Annotated in this window: 13 protein-coding genes; all 13 read right to left on the bottom strand. The window is 72.1% G+C overall.

The annotated features are described in order from the left end of the window. Nucleotide 1 precedes the first annotated feature (1 nt). On the bottom strand, nucleotides 2–988 hold the full coding sequence (locus tag GWK61_RS07430) for an aldo/keto reductase (RefSeq protein WP_194906396.1): 987 nt from the start codon (nucleotides 986–988) through the stop codon (nucleotides 2–4). A 27-nt stretch (nucleotides 989–1,015) separates the two neighbouring features. Beyond that, nucleotides 1,016–4,105, bottom strand: a complete 3,090-nt coding sequence (locus GWK61_RS07425) for a non-ribosomal peptide synthetase (RefSeq protein ID WP_194906395.1) — start codon at nucleotides 4,103–4,105, stop codon at nucleotides 1,016–1,018. 15 nt (nucleotides 4,106–4,120) lie between these two features. Continuing rightward, the gene (locus tag GWK61_RS07420; RefSeq protein WP_194906393.1) at nucleotides 4,121–5,278 is read right to left on the bottom strand and encodes a PLP-dependent transferase; all 1,158 of its coding nucleotides are present in this window, start codon (nucleotides 5,276–5,278) and stop codon (nucleotides 4,121–4,123) included. A gap of 23 nt (nucleotides 5,279–5,301) precedes the next feature. After that, entirely contained in the window at nucleotides 5,302–5,610 is a 309-nt protein-coding gene (locus tag GWK61_RS07415; protein WP_194906391.1) for an AzlD domain-containing protein, read from the bottom strand. Beyond that, nucleotides 5,607–6,356 carry an AzlC family ABC transporter permease gene (locus GWK61_RS07410; protein ID WP_194906389.1) on the bottom strand — a complete coding sequence of 250 codons (750 nt, stop codon included), beginning with the start codon at nucleotides 6,354–6,356 and terminating at the stop codon, nucleotides 5,607–5,609. Before GWK61_RS07410 ends, GWK61_RS07415 begins: the two co-directional genes overlap by 4 nt. Then, complete coding sequence (locus GWK61_RS07405; RefSeq protein WP_194906387.1) at nucleotides 6,353–7,591, bottom strand: acyl-CoA dehydrogenase family protein; 1,239 nt, start codon at nucleotides 7,589–7,591, stop codon at nucleotides 6,353–6,355. The genes GWK61_RS07410 and GWK61_RS07405 overlap by 4 nt, the downstream gene beginning before the upstream one ends. A 38-nt stretch (nucleotides 7,592–7,629) precedes the next feature. After that, entirely contained in the window at nucleotides 7,630–8,814 is a 1,185-nt protein-coding gene (locus GWK61_RS07400) for an acyl-CoA dehydrogenase family protein (RefSeq protein WP_194906385.1), read from the bottom strand. 11 nt (nucleotides 8,815–8,825) lie between these two features. Next, nucleotides 8,826–13,034 (bottom strand): non-ribosomal peptide synthetase, encoded by a 4,209-nt coding sequence (locus tag GWK61_RS07395; protein ID WP_194906383.1) that lies wholly within the window; start codon nucleotides 13,032–13,034, stop codon nucleotides 8,826–8,828. Nucleotides 13,035–13,101: 67 nt separating this feature from the next. Further along, nucleotides 13,102–16,521 (bottom strand): non-ribosomal peptide synthetase, encoded by a 3,420-nt coding sequence (locus GWK61_RS07390; RefSeq protein WP_194906381.1) that lies wholly within the window; start codon nucleotides 16,519–16,521, stop codon nucleotides 13,102–13,104. 84 nt (nucleotides 16,522–16,605) lie between these two features. Further along, the gene (locus GWK61_RS07385; protein WP_194906380.1) at nucleotides 16,606–17,634 is read right to left on the bottom strand and encodes a BtrH N-terminal domain-containing protein; all 1,029 of its coding nucleotides are present in this window, start codon (nucleotides 17,632–17,634) and stop codon (nucleotides 16,606–16,608) included. Beyond that, nucleotides 17,631–18,200 carry a beta-sandwich domain-containing protein gene (locus GWK61_RS07380; RefSeq protein WP_194906378.1) on the bottom strand — a complete coding sequence of 190 codons (570 nt, stop codon included), beginning with the start codon at nucleotides 18,198–18,200 and terminating at the stop codon, nucleotides 17,631–17,633. Before GWK61_RS07380 ends, GWK61_RS07385 begins: the two co-directional genes overlap by 4 nt. Continuing rightward, entirely contained in the window at nucleotides 18,197–19,183 is a 987-nt protein-coding gene (locus GWK61_RS07375) for a GNAT family N-acetyltransferase (RefSeq protein WP_194906376.1), read from the bottom strand. The genes GWK61_RS07380 and GWK61_RS07375 overlap by 4 nt, the downstream gene beginning before the upstream one ends. A 25-nt stretch (nucleotides 19,184–19,208) precedes the next feature. Then, a complete protein-coding gene (locus GWK61_RS07370; protein WP_194906374.1) occupies nucleotides 19,209–19,412 on the bottom strand; it encodes an MbtH family protein in 204 nt (67 codons plus the stop codon). Between the last annotated feature and the right edge of the window lie 68 nt (nucleotides 19,413–19,480).

Here is a 19,480-nt window from a genome sequence, read left to right as displayed (position 1 = left end):
ATCACCCCGACCACCAGGCCGGCTCCCGGTCCCAGCGGTGCGGGCGAAGCGTACGCACCAGGTCGGGATCGAGCCTCTGGCCGTCGCTCATCGCCAGGTTGCGCCGCACATGCTCCAGCTTGCGCATACCCGGGATCACGGTGGTGACCGCGGGATGGTCCAGCGCGAAGCGCAAGGCGAGCTCGGGAAGGGTCATCCCCTCAGGCACTTCCGGCTTGAGCCGGTCGACGCGCTCGACGGTCGGCTTGAGGTTCTCCGGGCCGAAGTAGGTGGCACGCCAGTCCTCTTCGGGCCAGGTGCTGTCGACGGTCAGCGTCCCGACGAGAGAGCCCTCGTCGAACGGCACGCGGGCGATGACGCCCACCCCGGCGGCCTGCGCACGGTCGAACAGCTCATCCTCCGGCGCCTGGTCGAAGATGTTGTAGATGACCTGCACCACGTCGATCAGGCCGGAGTCGAGCGCGGCCAGACAGTTGGCGGGCTCCCAGCGGTTGACGCTGATCCCGAAGGCGGCGACCAGACCCTCCTCCTTGAGCTCGCGCACCGTGTCCTGCCACTGCGGATCGGCGGCCCAGCGGTCCTCCCAGACGTGGAACTGCATCAGGTCGATGCGGTCCACGCCGAGGTTGGTCAGGCTGCGCCAGACGTAGTCCCTGACGTGCTCGCGCGGGAACACGTCCTCAAGAGTGTCGTCGGGGCCGGGAGGCCAGGCACGGTTCTTCGGCGGGATCTTCGTCGCCACGCGCAGGGTGCGGTCGCGGTGCCGGCGGAGCACGGCGCCGAGCATCAGTTCACTGATCCCGCGGCCGTAGGCCCAGGCCGTGTCGAAGAACGTGCAGCCCAGGTCGACCGCCTCGTCCAGGCAGCGGGGCGCGAGCTCGTAGTCGGCGCCGGAGGCGAACCCGCCGGCGCCGCCGGCGATGCCCCACATGCCGTAGCCGATCTCGCTGACCGGCCAGCCGAGGCGGCCTATAGTGCGGTATTGCATCTGTGTCCTTACTTCGAGTGCTGAGAATCAGGAAGCGGGGACGGCCAGGGGGCCGGGGACGCTGCGGGACAGGTAACCGTGGTATGCCGAGATCGCGTCCTGCACCGAGCTCTCCGCCAGACCCCAGCGGGCCTCCGCGGCGCGGCAGCGGTCGGCTCGGTAGAGCGTTGCGTTGTCGGTCAGCAACGTGTCGAACTCGTACCGCAGCCCGGCTTCGTCCATGGAGGCCGGGTCCGACGGCAACAGCGCCGCCAGAGCCGCCAAGGCCCGCTCGCCGGTCCGTTCGGCTTCGCCGCGCAGACACTGCAGGAACTCGCGGCACGAAACCCGCTCCGGCGGGCTGTCGGCGGTGTCGAGCAGGGCGGCGAAGCTCACGCTGCTCGGGTGCAGCACGTGCAGGGTGTCGCCCCAGACCGTCCGGTCGCGGACCGCGGCGACGATGCGTGCGGCCACGTAGTCGACCGTGCTGAAGTCGGTCCTGATGTCCGCGTCGGGTCGTACACCGAGCCGGATCATGGCGGTGGCCAGCAGGTGCGTGAGAGCGACCGGGTTGGGGATCCCGTTGTCGGCGCTCGGCATGACCTCCCCGAGCCGGAGCACGGTCACCGTCGCGCCATTCTCACGAGCCGCGGCCAGATAGCGTTCGGCGACCCACTTGGAGCGGTTGTATCCGCCGGGCGGCGCGCCGATCGTTGCGACGTCGACACTCTCCGGCAGCGCGGCCGCGCGGCCGATCGTCGCGTCCTGCAAGGCGGCCAGAGTCGACACCTGCACCAGGGGTACGGGGCGGCCGCCTGCGGCCAGGCGGAGCATCTCGCCGCTGCCCAGGACGTTCGTCCGACGGTGCGCGCGGTAGTCGAACAGGAAGTTGACCATGGCACCGCAGTTGAGAACCACGTCGGCTGAATGTGACAACCGTTCCCAGACGTCGTCGGCGAGTCCGAGTCCGAGCAGGCTCAGGTCGCCGGCCACGCCGGTCAGCCGTCCGGCGAACTCCGGCGCCCACAGCCCACGGCTGGAGAGAGCGGCGACTACCCGGTCGGTCGCCCGCGCGTCGTCGCCCGCACGCGCCAGGCTGATCACCCGCAGTCCGGTCCGCAGCAGTTCGTGAACCACGCGGCTGCCGACGAACCCTGTGCCGCCGGCGACCAGGACGGTCTGTACCTCGGTCCCCGCCGCGAAGCCCGCGAAGCCCTCGGTGCCGACCGACGCGACCGAGGCGAAGGCTCCCGCCGGCGCGGCCGCGTCCGCGGCCATCAGCTCCGGTTCGTCCGCGACCGTCCGGTCATCGGCCTGGTAGGCCTCGATCAGCCGGGTCAGCCGCTCGGCGGTCGGCTGGTCGAACAGGTCCTGCGCGCACAGCTCCCTGAGGTCGAACTCGGCCCGGATCGCGTTGACCGCCGTCAGGGCTTTGAGCGAATCGCCGCCGGCGTCCATGAAGTGCTCGTCGCCGGCCAGGTCGGGACGGCCCAGGGCGGCCCGCATCGCCCACAGCACGCGGCCGGCCAGCCCGGCCGGCGCGGCGCCGCCCAACAGTTCGGCCGCGTCCGCCGCGCGCCGCCGGTCCAGAATGTGCCCGAGTTCGGTCCGGTCGGCTTTCCCGTTCTCGCTCAACGGCATCGTGGGCAGCAGGAACACCCGGCGGGGCAGGCTGGTGCGGGGCAGGTGTTCGCGCAGATGGTCGCGCAGCGTCTGCTCGGACAAGTCCTCGTCGCAGGCCACGAACAAGGCCAGGGACTTGCCCGCGGGCTGCTCCTCGACTAGGACCACCGCCTGGCGCACCCCGGGGCAGCGTTCCGCGACCGCCTCGACCTCGCCCAGTTCGATCCGCATACCGCCGATCTTGACCTGGAAGTCCTTGCGGCCCAGGAAGTACAGCCGGCCCTGCTCGTCGAGCCGTCCGAGGTCGCCGGTCAGGTACAGCCGGTCCCCCGGGATGTGCGGGGCGAACGGGTTCGGGACGAAGACGCGCGCCGTCGCCCGCGGCGCGCCGAGGTAGCCGGCCCCGACGCAGGCGCCGCCGACGGCTATCTCCCCGGTGGCGCCTGCCGGCACCAGGCGGACGGCGTCGTCGACGATCGCCGCGTGGCAGTTGTCGATGGGCCTGCCGATCGGGATCGCGTCGCCGTCCTCGGCCGACATCGGATGGAAGGCCATGCCGATCGACGTCTCGGTGGGTCCGTACCCGTTGGTCACGCGCAGCCCGGGCAGCAGCGAGGTGAGGTGCCGGACCGCCTTGGGGTTGACCGGCTCGCTGCCGACGATGAGCCAGCGCAGCGAGGCCAGCTTCGGCAGCACCGCCGCCGGATCGGCGTCCACCAGGGCCACCAGCGCGTTGAAGATGCTGGAGACGAAGTCCGAGGCGGTGACCCGGTATTCGGCGATCGTGGCCACGGTGCGTTCCAGATCCAGGAACTCGCCCTGGACCGGCAGCACCGTGCGGCCGCCTTCGGTCAGCGGCCAGAACAGCTGCCAGATCGAGGAGTCGAAGGTGTGCTTGCTGTTCTGCAGCACCACCTCCTCGCCGGTCGCCGCGAAGTAGCGGGACATGAAGCGGAAGCGGTTGGCCACCCCGCCGTGCAGGTTCATCGCACACTTGGGGATTCCTGTGGTCCCGGAGGTGAAGAACCCGTAGATCAGGTCGTCCGGGCCCAGGGATACACCGGGACGCTGCGGGGTCGGGGGGATCCGGCCGCTTTCGATGCTCAGGGCCACGTTCCGGTATTCCACGGGCAGGTCGGCCGGAGTATGGCAGAGCACGGCCGCCGGCTGGAGCACGTCCAGGGTGGTGCGCAGCCGTTCGGCCGGCCAGGCCGCGTCCAAGGGAACGAAGGCTGCGCCGAGCTTCATCAGCGCGAAGTAGGCGACGGGCAGCTCCAGGCTGTTGCCGAGCAGGACCGGCACCGCCGCGCCGCGGCCGATCCCGCGGCCGGCGAGCGCCACGGCCAGCCCGTTGGCCAGCCCGTCGAGGGACCGGTAGCTCAGCGTCCGGCCGTCGTAGGACACCGCCGGCCGCTCCGGGGTCCGGTCGGCCTGGTCCTCGATCATCGCGGGCACCGGCCGGAAGGCGCCGGGGTCCGTGCGGCCGGCGCTGATCGACGCGAAACCGTTCGTCATCGACGACTCCGCCTCTCAGGCCGTGGCCAGCGCGCGGTCGAGGTCGTCGATCACGAGGTCGACGTCGTCGGCGTAGCCCAGCGCGAGCCGCACGGTGCTGCGGTCGACGCCGATGTCCCGCAGCCCGGCGTCGTCGTACTCGAAGTAGGTGAAGAAGGTGCTCTGCTCGACGAGGGTCTGCGGCGCGCCGAAGTTGGACGCCATGTACGGCACCGCCAGCCGGCCCACCACGGCGGCCGTCTCGGCCTCGCTGAGCCCGAGCTCGAAGGTGATCACGGCGCCGTGACCGCGCAGGTAGTCCTGCCCCAGCTTGTAGTGCGGATGGCTGGGCAGCCCGGTGTAGTAGATCTTCGTGACCTTCTCATGAGCTTCCAGGTACTGCGCGGTCTTCAGCCCGTACGCATTGGCCGTCGCCATCCGCATCGGCAGCGTGTACAGGCTGCGCCGAAGCAGGAAGGCGGTGTTCCCGTCGGACACCGGCCCGGTGGTGTCGCGGAACCAGCGCACCTGCTCGATCAGGTCGGCGCGGCCGGACAGCATCCCGGCGACGATGTCCCCGTGGCCGCCGAGGTACTTCGTCGCGCTGAACAGGGCGAGGTCCACGCCCCACTGAAGAGCGTGGAAGTTCGGCGGAGGCGAGAAGGAGCTGTCCAGGGTGAGGATCACGTCCGGCCCGACCGCCTCCCGCACGCCCGCGACATCGATCAGGTACATGTGCGGTGAGGACGGCATCTCCAGGTGGACCAGGCGCAGCCGGCTCCCCAGGGCGCGCAGGCGGTCGATGAACACGTCGGGATCGCGAATGGAGATCTCGTGCACGACGACGCCGAACTTGGGCAGGATGTGGTGGAAGACATTGCGGGTCTGGCGGTAGGACTCGGCCGGCAGCACCACCTCGTCGCCGGCCTTCAGAAGTGAGACGAAGGTCGTGAAGTGCGCCGCCATCCCCGAGGCGAACAGGAGCGAGGACTCGGCACCGCACAGTTTGCTGACCGCGGCCTCGACCTCCAGCCACGTGGGGTTGCTGTAACGGCCGTAGCGGCCGGCCGGACGAGAGCGCTCATGCAGTCCGGCGCGTACGTGGTCCTCGTCCTCGAAGTAGTACGACGCGCTCTGATATATGGGCCCTGCGACACTGTTCTGGTACGACTCTTGCGGTCGTCGCCTGGTCATCGACTGTTCCTCTCTGGCATCTGCTAGGTAAGGGCTCTCGTCAACCCGGTCGCCACCGCGGCGGCCACGACCGCCGCCAGTGCCGGGAGACGCAGCGCCAGAGCTGCCGCGCCGACCGCCAGGCCCACAGCGCGGGCGTCCACGGTCAGCGAGCGGCCGGCGCCGAAGATCTGGGTGGCGATCAGGGCGGCCAACAGGACGGGTGCCAGCACCGCGATGATCCGCCGCACCGGCTCGGGCAGTTCCCGCCCGCCGAGCAGGACCGGGCCCGCCGCCTTGGCGGTCACCGCCATCACCGCGACGAGCGCCACGGTCAGCCATGCCGCGGTCACTGCGGCCTCCGCAGTGCGAGCAGGCAGACCCCGGCCGCGGCGACGAGCGGCAGCCCCGGCGAGACGAGCGGCACCAGCGTGAGTGCGACGGCCGCCCCGGACACCGCGAACAGCACAGTGCGGCGGTTGTCGACCTGGCCGCGCAACAGCGCCAGGAAGAGCACCGGGGACACCACGTCCAGGCCGAAGCGCGAGGGATCACCGAGGAATCCGGCACCGAACACGCCCAGGGCCGTCCCGCCGAGCCACCCGAGGTAGAGCGGGACGCCGGCGCCCAGCAGCCGGCCCCGGGAGAACCGGCCGCCGCCCAGGTGGCTGACCGCCCAGGTCTCGTCGACCACGAGCTGCGCGCTGAGCAGGCGCCGCACCGGCCCGCCGGTGATCGCCGGGGCCAGGCTCATCCCGATCGGCAGATAGCGGATGTTCAGCAGTGCCGCGGCGACCACGGCTGCGGCGACCCCGCCGCCTGTGCCGAGTACTGAGACCGCCGCGAACTGAGCGGATCCGGCGAAGACCGTCGCGGACATCACCAACGGGGCCAGCCGGCCCAGATGGGCGGCGTGTGCCACCACCCCGAACGAGACGCCGAATCCGAAGACCGCCACGGCCAGCGGGATCGCGGTGCGGAATCCGTACGCCACCTGCTCGCGGAAGTCCTCGTCGACGGCAGGGTTCTGCGGCGCCCCGGGGTCCTCAAGGGTCGAAGACGTCTGGCTCTGGCCTTTGCCCTGTCCGACCGGTTTCACGACGTTCCCCCCGCGTCCGGCGGGCCCGAATGCCGCGTGCGCACGGCTTCGGCGAGCCACGGCACGGCTTCGGCGCGCACGTCGGCCGCCGCTCCCAGCCACCCGCGCTCCACATGGGCCCGGCGGTAGTAGATCTGGACGTCGCAGTCCTCGGTCATGCCGCACGCGCCGTGCACCTGGACCGCGGCGGCGGTGATCTCCCCGGCGAGGTCGGCGGCCATCCCCAGGGCCTGCGCGGCGCTCAGCCGGGGATCGCGGCCCTCGTCGGCCTCCCAGGCCGCGGCCCGCACCAGCAGGCGGGCGCCCTCCAGGCGGGTGGCCAGCGCGGCGAGCTGGAACGCCAGGGCCTGGAAGCGGCCGATCGGGCGGCCGAACTGCCGCCGCGAGGACGCTCTGCCGACCGCCAGGTCCAGTGCGCCCTGGCTCAGGCCCACCAGGTAGGCGGCGTGCCGGATCCGCGCGCGGGCCACGATCTGCGGCCAGGCGGCGCAGCCGCCGTCCGGTTCGCCGAACCACGTCGTCACCGGCGAGCCGGAACAGCGGACCGCGTAAAGCTCGCCCCGCCCGATGTCGTCGTGGCGGCGCCAGGTCACGGTCGGATGGTCGCGCGGCACCAGTGCGGCGTGGACCTCCGGACCGACCCGGCCGGCCCGGCCGACCCGACCGGCCTGGCCGACCTGGCCGACCTGGCCGACCTGGCCGACCCGGCCGACCACCAGCAGAGCCCAGGCTTCCGGGGCGAAGCCCACGAACCGCCGCTCGGCTTCGATCGTCGGGGCACCCGGCCGGTCCGGGCGATCGAACTCCGCCGGGCGGGAGTGGCTTTCGCGCCCACCGTGCCGGACGGCGACCGTGACCGCCGCCCCCTCGGCGATCTCCCGCAGGAGCTTGCCCGCCGGATCCGCTTCGGACAGCATCACCTCGGTGGCGGTCATCGTGTCGAGCAACGGCCCCTGATACAGCACCCGGCCGAGCAGTTCGGCGAGGACGACCGCGCCCTGCTGGCCGGCCTGCTCGCCGTCGTACCGCTCGGGGAGCAGCAGCCGGGTGGCGCCCAGCTCGACCAGGGCACGCCAGACCGCCTCCCGGGTGCTCGCCGCGTCCTCGTCCGGGTCAGCCTGCGGCGGTACGGCCTGTTCGGCCATCCTTCGGATGGCCGGGGCCAGGTCCGCCGACAACAGAGCGGCGAACCGTTCCCCGATCTCGGCCTGCCACCGGCTCAGGCTGATGTCCACGTGCGTCCTTCCGGTAGAGGCCCTGAGGGTGTCAGCGGTCACGGCGCCAGTCCCAGCGCCCCGGAAGCGATGAGCGAGAGCATGACCTCCGAGGTTCCGGAGGCCAGCGTGAAGCCCGGCGCGTCCCGGAGGGCGGACTCGACCACCCAGCCGGACGGCGAGTCGGGATCGCGGGCCGAGAGCACGGCGTCCAGTCCGCAGACCTCGGCGGTGATGGTCGCGATCGCCTTCGCGGTCTCGGTGCTGTGCCATTTGGCCATGGGGTACAGCGGGTCGTCGTAGTCGCCGGCGGCGAGCTTGCCGAGCGCCTGCCAGGACAGCAGCTCTCCGGCCCGTACCTGCGCGTCCAGAGCGACGAGCTGTTCGGCGTAGGGCGAGGGGCCTTCTTGGTGTGCGAGCACGGTGTCCTGATGTGCGAGCACGGCGTCTTCGTGTGCGAGCACGGCGTCGAGGAGCCGGCGGCCCTTGGCCGCGAACTCGATGCCGGTCCGCTCCAGGCCGAGCACCCGGCCGACCACCGGCCAGCCGCCGTCCACCTCGCCGAGCACGTCGGCCTCGGTCATCAGGAGCCCGGACAGGGTGACCTCGCCGAACCGCTCGTCGGCCATCGTCCACATCGGCCGGACGGTGACGCCGGGGGTGTCCAGCGGTACCGCGAACACCGTGATGCCGTGGTAGGGGACATCGGAGACGGTGGTGCGGGCAGCGCACAGGCCGAAGTCGGCCAGATGGGATTTCAGGCTGTAGACCTTGCGCCCGTACAGCCGCCACCCGCCGGCCTCGCGTTCGGCGCGCGTGGTCAGCGACGCCAGGTCGGAGCCGACCTCCGGCTCGCTGAACAGGACGCATCCCAGGCCCTCGCCGCGTGCCAGCCGGGGCAGCAGGCGGTCCTGCATCTCGGTGGAGCCGAACAGGTGCACCGCGAGCCCGACGATGTCGATCGCCAACGTGTGCACGACGTCGGGGACGCCGTGCGCGATCATCTCCTCGGTGAGGATCGCCTTCTCCACGATCGTCCGGCCCAGGCCGCCGTGTTCGGCCGGCCAGTTCGGCGCGAGCCAGCCCCGCTCCCCCAGCAGCCGGTAGACGTCGAGCAGTCCGGGCTCCCGCCCCGGCGGCAGCCGACGGGCCGAGGCCGCCTCGGCCTGGACGTCGTCCCGGCCCAGCAGGGCGCACACGTCCCGCCGATACTGCTCCTGTTCTGCGGTGAGTCGCAGATCCACGGCCGGCCTCCTCATCCTGCGGCCGCCCGCTCAAGGCAGCCGCGTAGCGTCTTGGCCAGGCCGCCGAGGAACGGGGGCCGGAGCATGGTGTGGTGGGTGCCGGGGACGACGTGGTGTTCAAGACCGCCCGGGGCGTGCGGGCGCCACTCGTCGGCTTTCCCGGGCGCCGGGTCCGCCGGGTCCGCGGCCTCGATCAGGGTGACGGGGCAGTCCAGCGGGGCCAGCCGATAGCGCCGGATGGCGCGAGACGCTCCGGCGAAGACCGCGAAGCGCCGACGGATCTCGTCGCGCACCGATCCCGGGATCAGGCCCGAGGCTTCGAGCACTGCGATGACGGTCTCGGTCTGCTCCTCAGCACACTGAGCACGCAGCACGGCCAGGTCCAGGGCCGGTGCGGCGGCACCGTCGGCCAGCGCCAGATCCGCGGCGAACCGCGCCAGCAGTCCGGCGTGGTCCGGCAGGTCGTCGAAGGCCGCGGGGACGACGGTGTCGAACAGGGCGAGCAGGGCGACCTCCTGTCCGGCGGCGCGCAGCCGGGCCGCCATCTCCCAGGCGATCGTGCCGCCCACCGACCAGCCACCGAGGTGGTACGGGCCGACGGGGCGCACCGTACGCAGCGCGTCGACGTACCCGGCGGCGAAGTCCTCGATCTTGTCCAACGGTACCGAGCCGTCGCCGCCGGGAGCCTCAAAGCCGTAGACCGGCGTGTCGAGCCACTGGGCCAGCGGCACGTAGGGCGCGGCCGTTCCGCCCACGGCGTGGACGAGGAACAACGGGGGAAGCTCCCCGTCGGCGTCGGTCCCGGTCCGCAGGCGGACCAGGGGTCCGACCGCGGTCGGGGCCGGCGACCCGGAGCGCCGCTCGTCGATCAGGTCTGCGGCCGTCTCCAGCGTGGGTGCCAGGTACAGGGACCGCACGTCCACTGTGACCCCGAAGCGCTCGCGGACCTCGGCGGCGAACTTCGCCAGGGCCAAAGAGCTCCCGCCCCGGGTGAAGAAGTTGTCGTCGCGGCGGAAGTCCCCATCGGTGTCGGGCAGCAGGCTCCGCCAGATCTCGGCCACGCCCGCCTGCGTCTGGGTGGCCACGGGCCGGGACGCGCCCTGAGCGCTCACTCCGGTCGACTGCGGCAGGGCTTTGCGATCCACCTTCCCGCTCGCGGTGAGCGGGAGTGCGGCCAGGGCGGTGAATGTGGCCGGGATCATCGAGAGGGGTAGCCGCTCGGCCAGATAGGCGCGCAGCGCTGCGTCGTCTGGTGCTGCGTCCGCCGGTGCTGCCTCGTCTGACGTGCCGGGTCCGGGTCCGCCGGGAACGACGAAGGCGGCCAGATACGGGTCGCCGCCCGGGCCGGTACGCACGGCGACCGCCGCCTGCCGCAGCGCGGGATGACCGGCCAGCACGTTCTCGATCTCGCCGGGCTCGATCCGCAGGCCCCTGATCTTCACCTGGTCGTCGGCCCGGCCGAGGTATTCCAGCGTCCCGTCGTCACGCCACCGCGCGATGTCTCCGGTCCGGTACATCCGGGCGCCCGGCTCGCCGAACGGGCAGGGCACGAACCGCTCCGCCGTCAGGTCGGGACGGCCGGCGTAGCCGCGGGCCAGTCCCACCCCGGCCAGGTACAGCTCCCCCGGCACACCGAAGGGCGCGGGCTCGCCCCGGCGGTCCAGGACGTACGTGCGGATGTGCGCGATCGGACGCCCGATGGGCACCACGGCGCCGTCAGCGCTCGAACACCGGTGGTGGGTCACGTCGATCGAGGCCTCGGTGGGGCCGTACAGATTGTGCAGCCCGGCACCGGGCCAGGTCCGCAGCGCGAGGTCACGCACCGGGGCCGGCAGCGCCTCGCCAGAGCACACGACCAGCCGGAGCTCCGTCAGCGACCCGGCGTCGCGCGCCGTCTCGGCCAGGAAGGCCGCGAGCACCGACGGCACGAAGTGGGTGACGCTCACCCGCTCGCGGGCCAGGAAGTCGGCGAGCTGCCGGGCGTCCCGGTGCACGCCGGGCGCGGCGACGGCCAGCCGCGCGCCCGTCGTCAAAGGCCAGAGGAACTCCCACACGGACACGTCGAAGGTGAACGGCGTCTTCTGGGCCACGACGTCGGCCGGTCCGATGCGGTATTCGTCCTGCATCCAGCGCAACCGGTTGGCCAGGCCGCGGTGCGGGACCGCCACCCCCTTGGGAGTTCCGGTCGAGCCCGAGGTGAAGATCACGTACGCCAGGTCGTCGGGGGCGACGCGGTTCGGAGCAGGCACGGGACCGGCGCCGACGCCGGCGCGCTCGCTCCACACCTGTGGCCCCAGTGTGACGCGGACGATGTCCGCCGTCTCGGCGAGGAGTTCTCCCGTCTCCGGCTGGACGACGGCGACCCGCGCGCCGGACTGGGAGAGCTGCCAGGCCAGGCGCCGAGGCGGGGACTCCGGATCAAGCGGAAGATAGGCGCCGCCAGCTTTGAGCACCGCGAGAATCGCGACCACCAGGTCCAGCGACCGAAAAGCACACACGCCCACGACGCTGTCCGGTCCAACACCAAGGGCGGTCAGTCGGACCGCCAGCAGGTCGGCGCGCGAGATGAGCTCGCCGTAAGTCAGGGTCTGGCCTTGGAAGCCGGCCGCGACCCGGTCCGGTTCGAGGGCTGCCTGCCGCCAGATGAGTTCCGGGACGCTGATCCAGGGCTCCGGCCCCGCGCCGTCTCCGGCGCCGCGGCCGAACCGGCCCAGGACCTCGTGCTCGGCAGCGGTGAGCACGTCGATGCCGCTGATGCGGCGGTCCGGGTCGCCGACCGCCTGATCCAGCGTCTGGCGCAGATGGCCGAGCAGGCGCTGCACGCGTGCGGGGTCGAACAGCCGCGTGGAGTACTCGGCGACGATCCGGATCGCGCCGTCGGGTGCCGGGGTCGCCTGCAGGCTGAGGTCGAACCGGGAACCGGTCGTGGGCAGCGGATAGTCGGCCAGGGCCAGGTCGCCGAACGCGGTCAGGTCCGCGCCGACCACCCGCTGCGGCAGCAGGCTGAGGCTGACCTGGAACAGCGGGTTGCGTCCGGCCGCCCGATCCGGTGCGAGTGCGTCGACCACCAGGCCGAAGGGCACGTCCTGGTGCGCGAGCGCGTCCAGGACCAGCGTGTCGCACCGGGCGGCCAGCTCGCGGAAGGTCGGGTCGCCGGCCACGTCGCCGCGCAGCACGAGGGTGTTGGCGAAGAAGCCGAGCAGCGGCTCGACCTCCGACCGGGTACGCCCGGAGAACACCGACCCGACGGCCAGGTCCTCCTGACCGGTGTACCGGTGCAAGACCACGAAGAAGGCCGCGGCGAGCACCGCCAGCAGCGACACCCCGCCGTCCTCGGCGAACGCGGTGATGCGCGCCCCGAGGTCGGCCGGCACCACCTCGCCGGCCTCGGCGCCGGGGCTGGCGCCGGGACCGGCACCGAGACTGGCTCCGGCCTGCGGCTCCGGCCGGTCGGCGGGCAGGTCCAGGGGTGGCAGCCCGGCGAGCCGGGTGCGCCAGTGGTCCAGGCCCGAACGCAGAGCCTCGGCCCCGGCCGGGCCGCGCTGCCAGGCCGCGAAGTCGGCGGGCTGCACCGGCAGGTCCGGCAACTCCGACAGGTTCAGCAGCTCCGACAGGTCCAGCGGCCGCCGGTCGCAGGCCACGCGGTACAGCTCCCCCAGCTCCCGGGTGAGGATCCCCAACGACCAGCCGTCAGTCACCAGATGGTGCATCGTCAGCACCAGGACGTGCTCGTCCTCGGCGAGCCGGACCAGGCTCACGCGCAGCGCGGGGCGGGCGGTCAGGTCGAAGGGACGCGCCGCCGCTTCGTCGACGACCTGCCGCGCGTGCGCTCCGCGTTCCGGCCGCGGCAGGTCCGCTAAATCCGTGTACTCCCAGGGCACCCGGTCCGGCACCGGATCGGCGACCTGGTGCGGCACGGCGTCGAGTAGCACGAACCTGGTGCGCAGGCTCTCGTGTCTGGCCACGAGGTGGCGCAGCGCGACGCCGAGAGCCGGCAGGTCGAGGTGCCCGCTGAGCCGGTAGGCGATCGGCACGTGGTAGGTCACGGACTCCGGATCGAGTTCGTGCAGGAACCACAAGCCCTCCTGCTGCCAGGTCAGCGGCAGCGGAGCCGTGCGGGGGACGGCCGTGACCCGATCCGGGCGCTGCGCGGCCCGCCGGCGGCGCATCAACTGCGCCATCAGCGCCGCGCGCTTGTCCTCGATCGACGGTTCGGTCACCGGCCCTGTCACCCCCCTGTTCCTCGCGCGTGCGACGGCTCACTTGTCCCTGCTCACTTGTCCCCGGTCACTCGTCCCCGGCCGCGAGCAACCGGTCCAGCTCTTCTTCCGAAAGGTCGGCCACCTGGGCCTGGAGCGCGGCCAGTTCGTCGGCGCCGAGCTCGGCACTGATGCGGGAGTCGAGGAACTCAGCGACCTGATGCAGCAACGGCCGGTTGAACAGCTCGCGCACGTCCAGGTCCACGAAGAAGGCATCGCGGATCCGGGCGATCAGCTGCGTGGCCTGCAGCGAGCTGCCCCCGAGCGCGAAGAAGCTCTCGCCCTGCCCGATGCGCGCGAGGTCCACTCCCAGCAGGTTGCTCCAGATCCCGGCGAGTTCCCCCTCGGTCGCGGTGGCCGGGGGCACGATCGTCTCCGGCCGCGCGACGGGTTCCGGCAGCAGCTTGTGGTCGAGCTTCCCGCTGCTGGTGAGCGGAAGCCGGTCGAGCAGCGTGAAGGTCGTCGGGACCATGTGCAGCGGCAGGCGGTCGGCCAGGTGTGCCCGCAGCTCCGCCGCGAACCCGTCCGAGGCGCCGTCGGCCACGACGTAGGCGTCCAGCCGGGGTCCGCCGTCGGCGGCGGCCACCACGACCGCGGCGTGCCGGACCCCGGGGAAGGCGGCCATCGCGTGCTCGATCTCGCCCAGCTCGACCCGCAGACCCCTGATCTTCACCTGACGGTCGACCCGGCCGAGGAACTCCAACTCGCCGTCCTCCCGCCAGCGGACCACGTCGCCGGTGCGGTACATCCGCTCCCCCGGGGCGCCCCACGGGCAGGGCACGAACTTCTCCGCGGTCATGGCCGGCTGGCCCAGATAGCCGCGGGCGAGCTGCTTCCCGGCGATGCACAGCTCCCCGGGAACCCCCTGCGGCACCAGGTCGCCGAGCGCGTCCACCACGTAGGCCCGGCAGTTCGCCATGGCCCGGCCGATCGGCGGCGAGGCGGTCAACGGTTCGCTGGGGCACTCGTAGTCGACGCACGCGACCGTCGCCTCGGTCGGCCCGTAGCCGTTGTGGAACGCCCGGGTGGTGGTGCGCCACCGGTTGACCAGCTCGGCCGGGAACGCCTCCAGGCCGACGAACAGCGCCCGCAGGTCCGGCAGGTCGGCGTCGTCGAGCATGCCGAGCACCGCCGGCGGGATGTCGGCGACGGTGACGGACTCGGTGCGCATGAGCTGGGCCAGCGGCGTCGGGTCGTGCAGCACCGCCGTGGGCGCGCTGATACAGGTCGCGCCGCTGCACAGCGCGGCGTAGACGTCGAAGACGCTCACGTCGAAGGTCGGATTGGCGAACTGCAGGACCCGGTCGGCGGGAGTGATCGAGAACAGCAGGCCGGCGGCGGCCCCGACGAAGTTGACGGCGGCGCGGTGCGGTACCTGGACGCCCTTGGGGTTCCCAGTGGAGCCCGAGGTGTAGATGACGTAGGCCACGTCGTCAGGGCGGGCCGCGCACGGCGGCGCCATCGAATCCAGGCCGGCCAGGCGCGCGCCGTCAGCCGCATCGTCGAGCACGATCGAGGGCACGTCCGGCGGGAGCAGCCCGGCCAGCGCGCGGGTGGTGACCACCGCGCGGACGTCGGCGTTCGAGCATTGATACGCGATCCGCCCGGCCGGATGCGCCGGGTCCAGCGGCAGCCAGGCACCGCCGGCCTTGAGCACGCCGAGCTGCGCTGTGGGCACCTCCGGGCCACGGTGCAGCAGGAAGCCGACGACGGCGCCCGGGGCGACGCCGAACTCGTCCTGCAGCAGCCGGGCCAGGCGGTTGGCGCGGGCGTCGAGGTCTCCGTAGGTCAGGTCCGCACCCTCGAAGCGCACCGCCGGACGGCTGCCGTCCGCAGCCGCACGGTTGGCCACCAGGTCGTGCAGGAGCAGATGGCCGGTGCCGAAGTCGACCGGGGCCGGGTTCCAGGAGTCGGTGAGCCGTTCGCGTTCGGCCGGCGGGAGGATCTCGATCCCCGCGACCGGCCGGGAGGGGTCGGCGACGATGGCTTCCAGGGCGGTGCGGAAGTGCGCGATGAACCGCTCGATGCGTCCGCGCTCGAAAAGATCAGTGGAATAGTCGGCCTGGTAGGACCCGCTGCCGTCGGGACGCACAGCCAGCTGCATCGACAGATCGAAGCGGGAGACGCCGACCGCCGGCGCGACGTTCTCCACCTGCAGACCGTCCAGATGGAAGGTGTCGTAGACCTGGTCGGGCAACAGGTTGAAACTGATCTGGAAGAGCGGGTTGCGCTCGCCCATCCGGTCCGGCTGCAGCGCCTCGACCACGGTCCCGAACGGCACGTCCTGGTTGGCCAGGGCGTCCACGACGGTGTGGTGACAGCGGGCGATCAGCTCGCGGGCGCTGAGGTCGCCGCCCGTGTCGACCCGCAGCACGAGGGTGTTGGCGAAGAACCCCACGACCGGCTCGAGCTCGGTGCGGCCGCGTCCGGAGAACACCGAGCCGAAGGCCAGATCGCGCTGCCCGGTGTGCCGCGCGAGCACGGTGAACAGCGCGGCGGACAACACCCCCAACAGCGAGGTGTTCTCGGCCGCGGCGGTCTTCTTCGCCGCGTCGATCAGCTCGGCCGGCCAGTCCTGGGTCAGCGCCTCGCCGAGACCGGTCCACTGGGCCGGCCGGGGCCGGTCCGTCGGGAAGTCGACGGCGGGCAGGTCCGCCAGCGCCTGCCGCCAGTACTCCAGCTGCCGGTCCGCCAGCGCCGCGGCCGCGCCGCCGCGCTGCCACACCGCGTGGTCGACCGGCGTGATCTGTGCTGGCGTGATCAGTGCTGGCGTGATCAGTGCCGTCGTCTCCAGCCCGGTCGACCGCGCCGGCCGGCCGGCGAGGGCGGCGTCGTAGAACTCTGCCAGCTCGCGGGTGAGAATGCCGGTCGACCAGCCGTCGCAGGTGATGTGGTGGACGGTGAGGGTGAGGACGTGGTCGTCGTCACCGGCGCGGACCAGCAGGGCCCGGAACAGCGGGCCGGCGGCCAGATCGAACGGCCGCCGGACCTCTTCGCCGACCAGTTCCATGGCCTGCGGCCAGCGCCGGTCCGGATCCTGGTCGCGGACGTCCACGATCCTCAGCGGCGATTCGGCGGGCTCGGGATCGATGATCTGGTACGGCAGGCCGCGGTCGGAGCCGAACCGGGTGCGCAGCGCCTCGTGCCGGTTCACCACTTGGTGAAGTGCCGTGCGCAGAGCGGCCTGGTCCAGGCTCCCGCGCAACCGGAGCGGGAACGCCATGTTGTACAGCGGGACCTCGGGCAGCACCTGGTGCAGGAACCACAGGTAGCGTTGCTGCTCGCTGACCGGCAACAGCCCCTCGCGGGCGGCCGGCACGATCCGCTGCCCGGCGGCCGCGGCCATCCGGCGCCGGCGCACCATCTGGTCGAGCAGCACCGCTCGCGCGTCCGACAGGGCCTCACCGGCCCGGCCCTCCCCGGCGGCTGGCTTGCTCTGGTCGACCATGCTGCTCACTCCTCCCACGGATCTGTACTGTCCTAGGGTCTGTGCTCTCCTGCGCCGGTCGGCGTGCCCCACCGCCGCGGGACCTCACCAGTTCGCGAGCGCGTATTCGAGGTCTGCGACGGCGCGCGCGTGATCGTCCTGCAGGACGGCGAACCGGCGGCTCAGGCGCTCGGCCGACACCTGGGCGTCCCGGGTGAGGACGCCGGCGATCCGCACCGCCGACCAATGGTGCGCGACCCGTTCCACCGCTCGCGCCGCTTCGCGCAGCCCCTGGTATCCGAAGCGGTCGGCGGCGGTCGTGAGCCAGTCGGCGTGCAGCGCGGTGTTGGCCAGGACCGCGCCGGCCACCAGGAACAGCTCCTCCCAGATCGCCTCTCCGGAGCGCAGCCGGGTCACGCACTCCTCCAGGTAGGCGCGCTGGCCTGCCAGGCCCGACAGTCCGGGGCCCGTGGAATCCGCGAACCCGTCCAGATTGCGCCGGATCGTGGCCCGGACCGTGGCCGGATCGAAGGCCGGGAAGGCTGCGACGTCCAGCTCGACCCGCAGCCAGCGGTTCGCGATCGGCCGGTCGGTGAAGAACATGTCCCGGTCGTGCAGGATCGGGTTCGCCGAGTCCCGGGCGGCGGTCAGCTCCTTGATACTGATGTCGCCGTCGAAGCGGGGCGGAACGGCGTCCAGCACCCGGGCCGTCCCCCGCTTGTCGTCGAACCCGTACACGGTCACCAGGTGGTTGGTGTGGACGTCCCGGTAGGCGGGGCGGAACGGCAGTTCGAAGTTGTCCGCGGCGACGATCACGGGCCGGCCGGCCAGGACCTCGGCACGGACCTGGTCCCACCCCTCGTCCGGGTCCGAAGGCTCGCACCAGGTGGACCGCACCGGGTGGTAGGGGGCGATGGCCTCCCACAGCGAGACGCCGGGAGCGCAGGGGTAGTAGTACTCCTCACGCCGCACGTCGCCCGGGAAGTGCCGGAAGCTCCAGGCCGCCCCCAAGGTCTCGACGACCGGCGCGCCGTGGAAGCCGAGCACGGTGCCCGCGCTGGTCCACAGGCAGCCGACGAGGTCGTGGCGCCACTCGGGGATGCCGGCGATCGTGTGGGCGGTCGACTCGTTCATGCCGCGGCCTCGATCAGTCGGTGGGATGCCAGGCTGAGGGCGAAGATGTGGATCGCCGGATTGTCCGGCAGACGGACCGCCGACAGGGGCGTCTCGCGCGGCACCGGAACCCGGGTGCGCCATATGGCCGGGCCCATGAAGGGCTGGACGTGCCGCGGGTAGTGCAGGACGGTGCACCGCAGGCCGGCCTCCTCCCCGAAGTGGGGCGGGGTCTCGGCCCAGAAATCCGACACGCGCAGCCATTCGGGATCGACCGAGCCGTCCGCATAGTGCAGATACACGGTGTCCTCGCTGCGGCGCTCGCTGGCCGCGAGCAGGTACAGCCAGTCGTAGCGGCCGACCGGCAACTGGATGAACTGGCCGACACAGCGCAGGTTGTCACCGCCGTCCGGACTCAGAGCCGGGAACAGGAACGGTGCCGAGCCCACCTCGACCACTCCGCCTGGCGTGGGCAGCTCCTCGGCGGGATAGGTGTTGTCCCAGATGTTGAACCCGCCCTGGGACAGCTCTCCCCGGCCGGTGATGCCTCGGTTGTCGAAGTGTGGGCTGATGTCGACCGGGATCAACGAACGCTCCTTTGTCTCGGCGGCTGTCTCGGCGGCATGACAGGGAAAGAAGTGATCGGTGGTTCGGTGCCGGGAGCGGGGCGGAAGGCGGCCCACAGGTCCCGATGGTGCGTGCGCGGCATGAGGTGGGCCGGGTTGTCAGCCCTCCCGCCGGAGAAACGGAGCACGGGCGTCCCGCGTTCGGTCCTCGCACCGGGAATCGCGCGCACCGTGTCGGTGAAATCCTGCGGGGCCCCGCGCCACAGATCCGCACCGGCCAGCGGCAGGTCCCGGCCCAGAACGCGCCGCGCGTAGGCGAGGGCTGAGGCGAGCGTGTCGGATTCCGGGCAGGTCAGCGCGGCCAGAGAAGCACCGTCCAGAAACCACAGCAGGACAGCGGTAGCCGGTTCTTGGGGATCCTGCGTGGCAGCCGTCACGGGATTCGTCATCGGGAACGGAGGGCACGCCCGGCGCTCGGGCACCGGGGCGCGTTCCATCGCCACCTCGGTCAGCAGCTTGTCGTCTTCGGCCAGATGGTGCGCGACCACACGGTAGCCCAGCGCCGCGTAGAACGGCGGGACGCAGCGCTCGATGACGGCGTCCAGCCGGACAACGGCCACCGCGTGCCGGATCGCGGCCTGCTCCACCGCCGCCAACAGCCTTCGACCCACACCTCTCCCCCGACATGCCGCAGCGGTCCCCACCCGGGACACGAACCAGGCGAGGAGGCCGGACGGCTCAGCCCGCGGCTCGGTCCGCAGGACCGCGACCAGATCGCCGCCCGCCGGATCCGTGGCGGTCCACACCATGCCGCCGCGACCGACGAAGCGCAGTACTGACTCAGCACTCTCCTTCACCCCGTCGGGAGCCGGCAGGACCGGCCAGGGATCGGATCCGGCATAGGCGGCGCGGGTGAGTTCGGCGACCTGCTCGGCCCATTCCTCGGTGGCGTTGGCGGCCGTACCGACAGCGATCGTCAGCCCTGGTGCGGACGCGGACGTCACGGGCCAGACCCTCACCGCCACGTCGCTAACCCTGCGCGTCGCGAAGACTCGCGGGTCTCATGTCGGTCCAGACCCGGCCGATGTGATCCAGGCACTCCTGCTTGGTGCCCGTCGTGCCGACGGCGCGCCAACCGGCCGGGACCTCGCGGTCCGCGGGCCAGACCGAGTACTGCTCTTCGATGTTGACCACTACGGCGTAGATCGGTTCAATGGCGGCAATGGCAGGCATTCGCGGCCTTCCCGGAAGAACGGTGCGCTCGATCCCTCACGGATACTAGGGCATGCCGGCCCCTCGGC

This window comes from Catenulispora rubra, from assembly GCF_015356825.1.
GTDB classification, from domain to species: domain Bacteria; phylum Actinomycetota; class Actinomycetes; order Streptomycetales; family Catenulisporaceae; genus Catenulispora; species Catenulispora rubra.
This window is presented reverse-complemented; position numbering and strand designations above follow the sequence as displayed.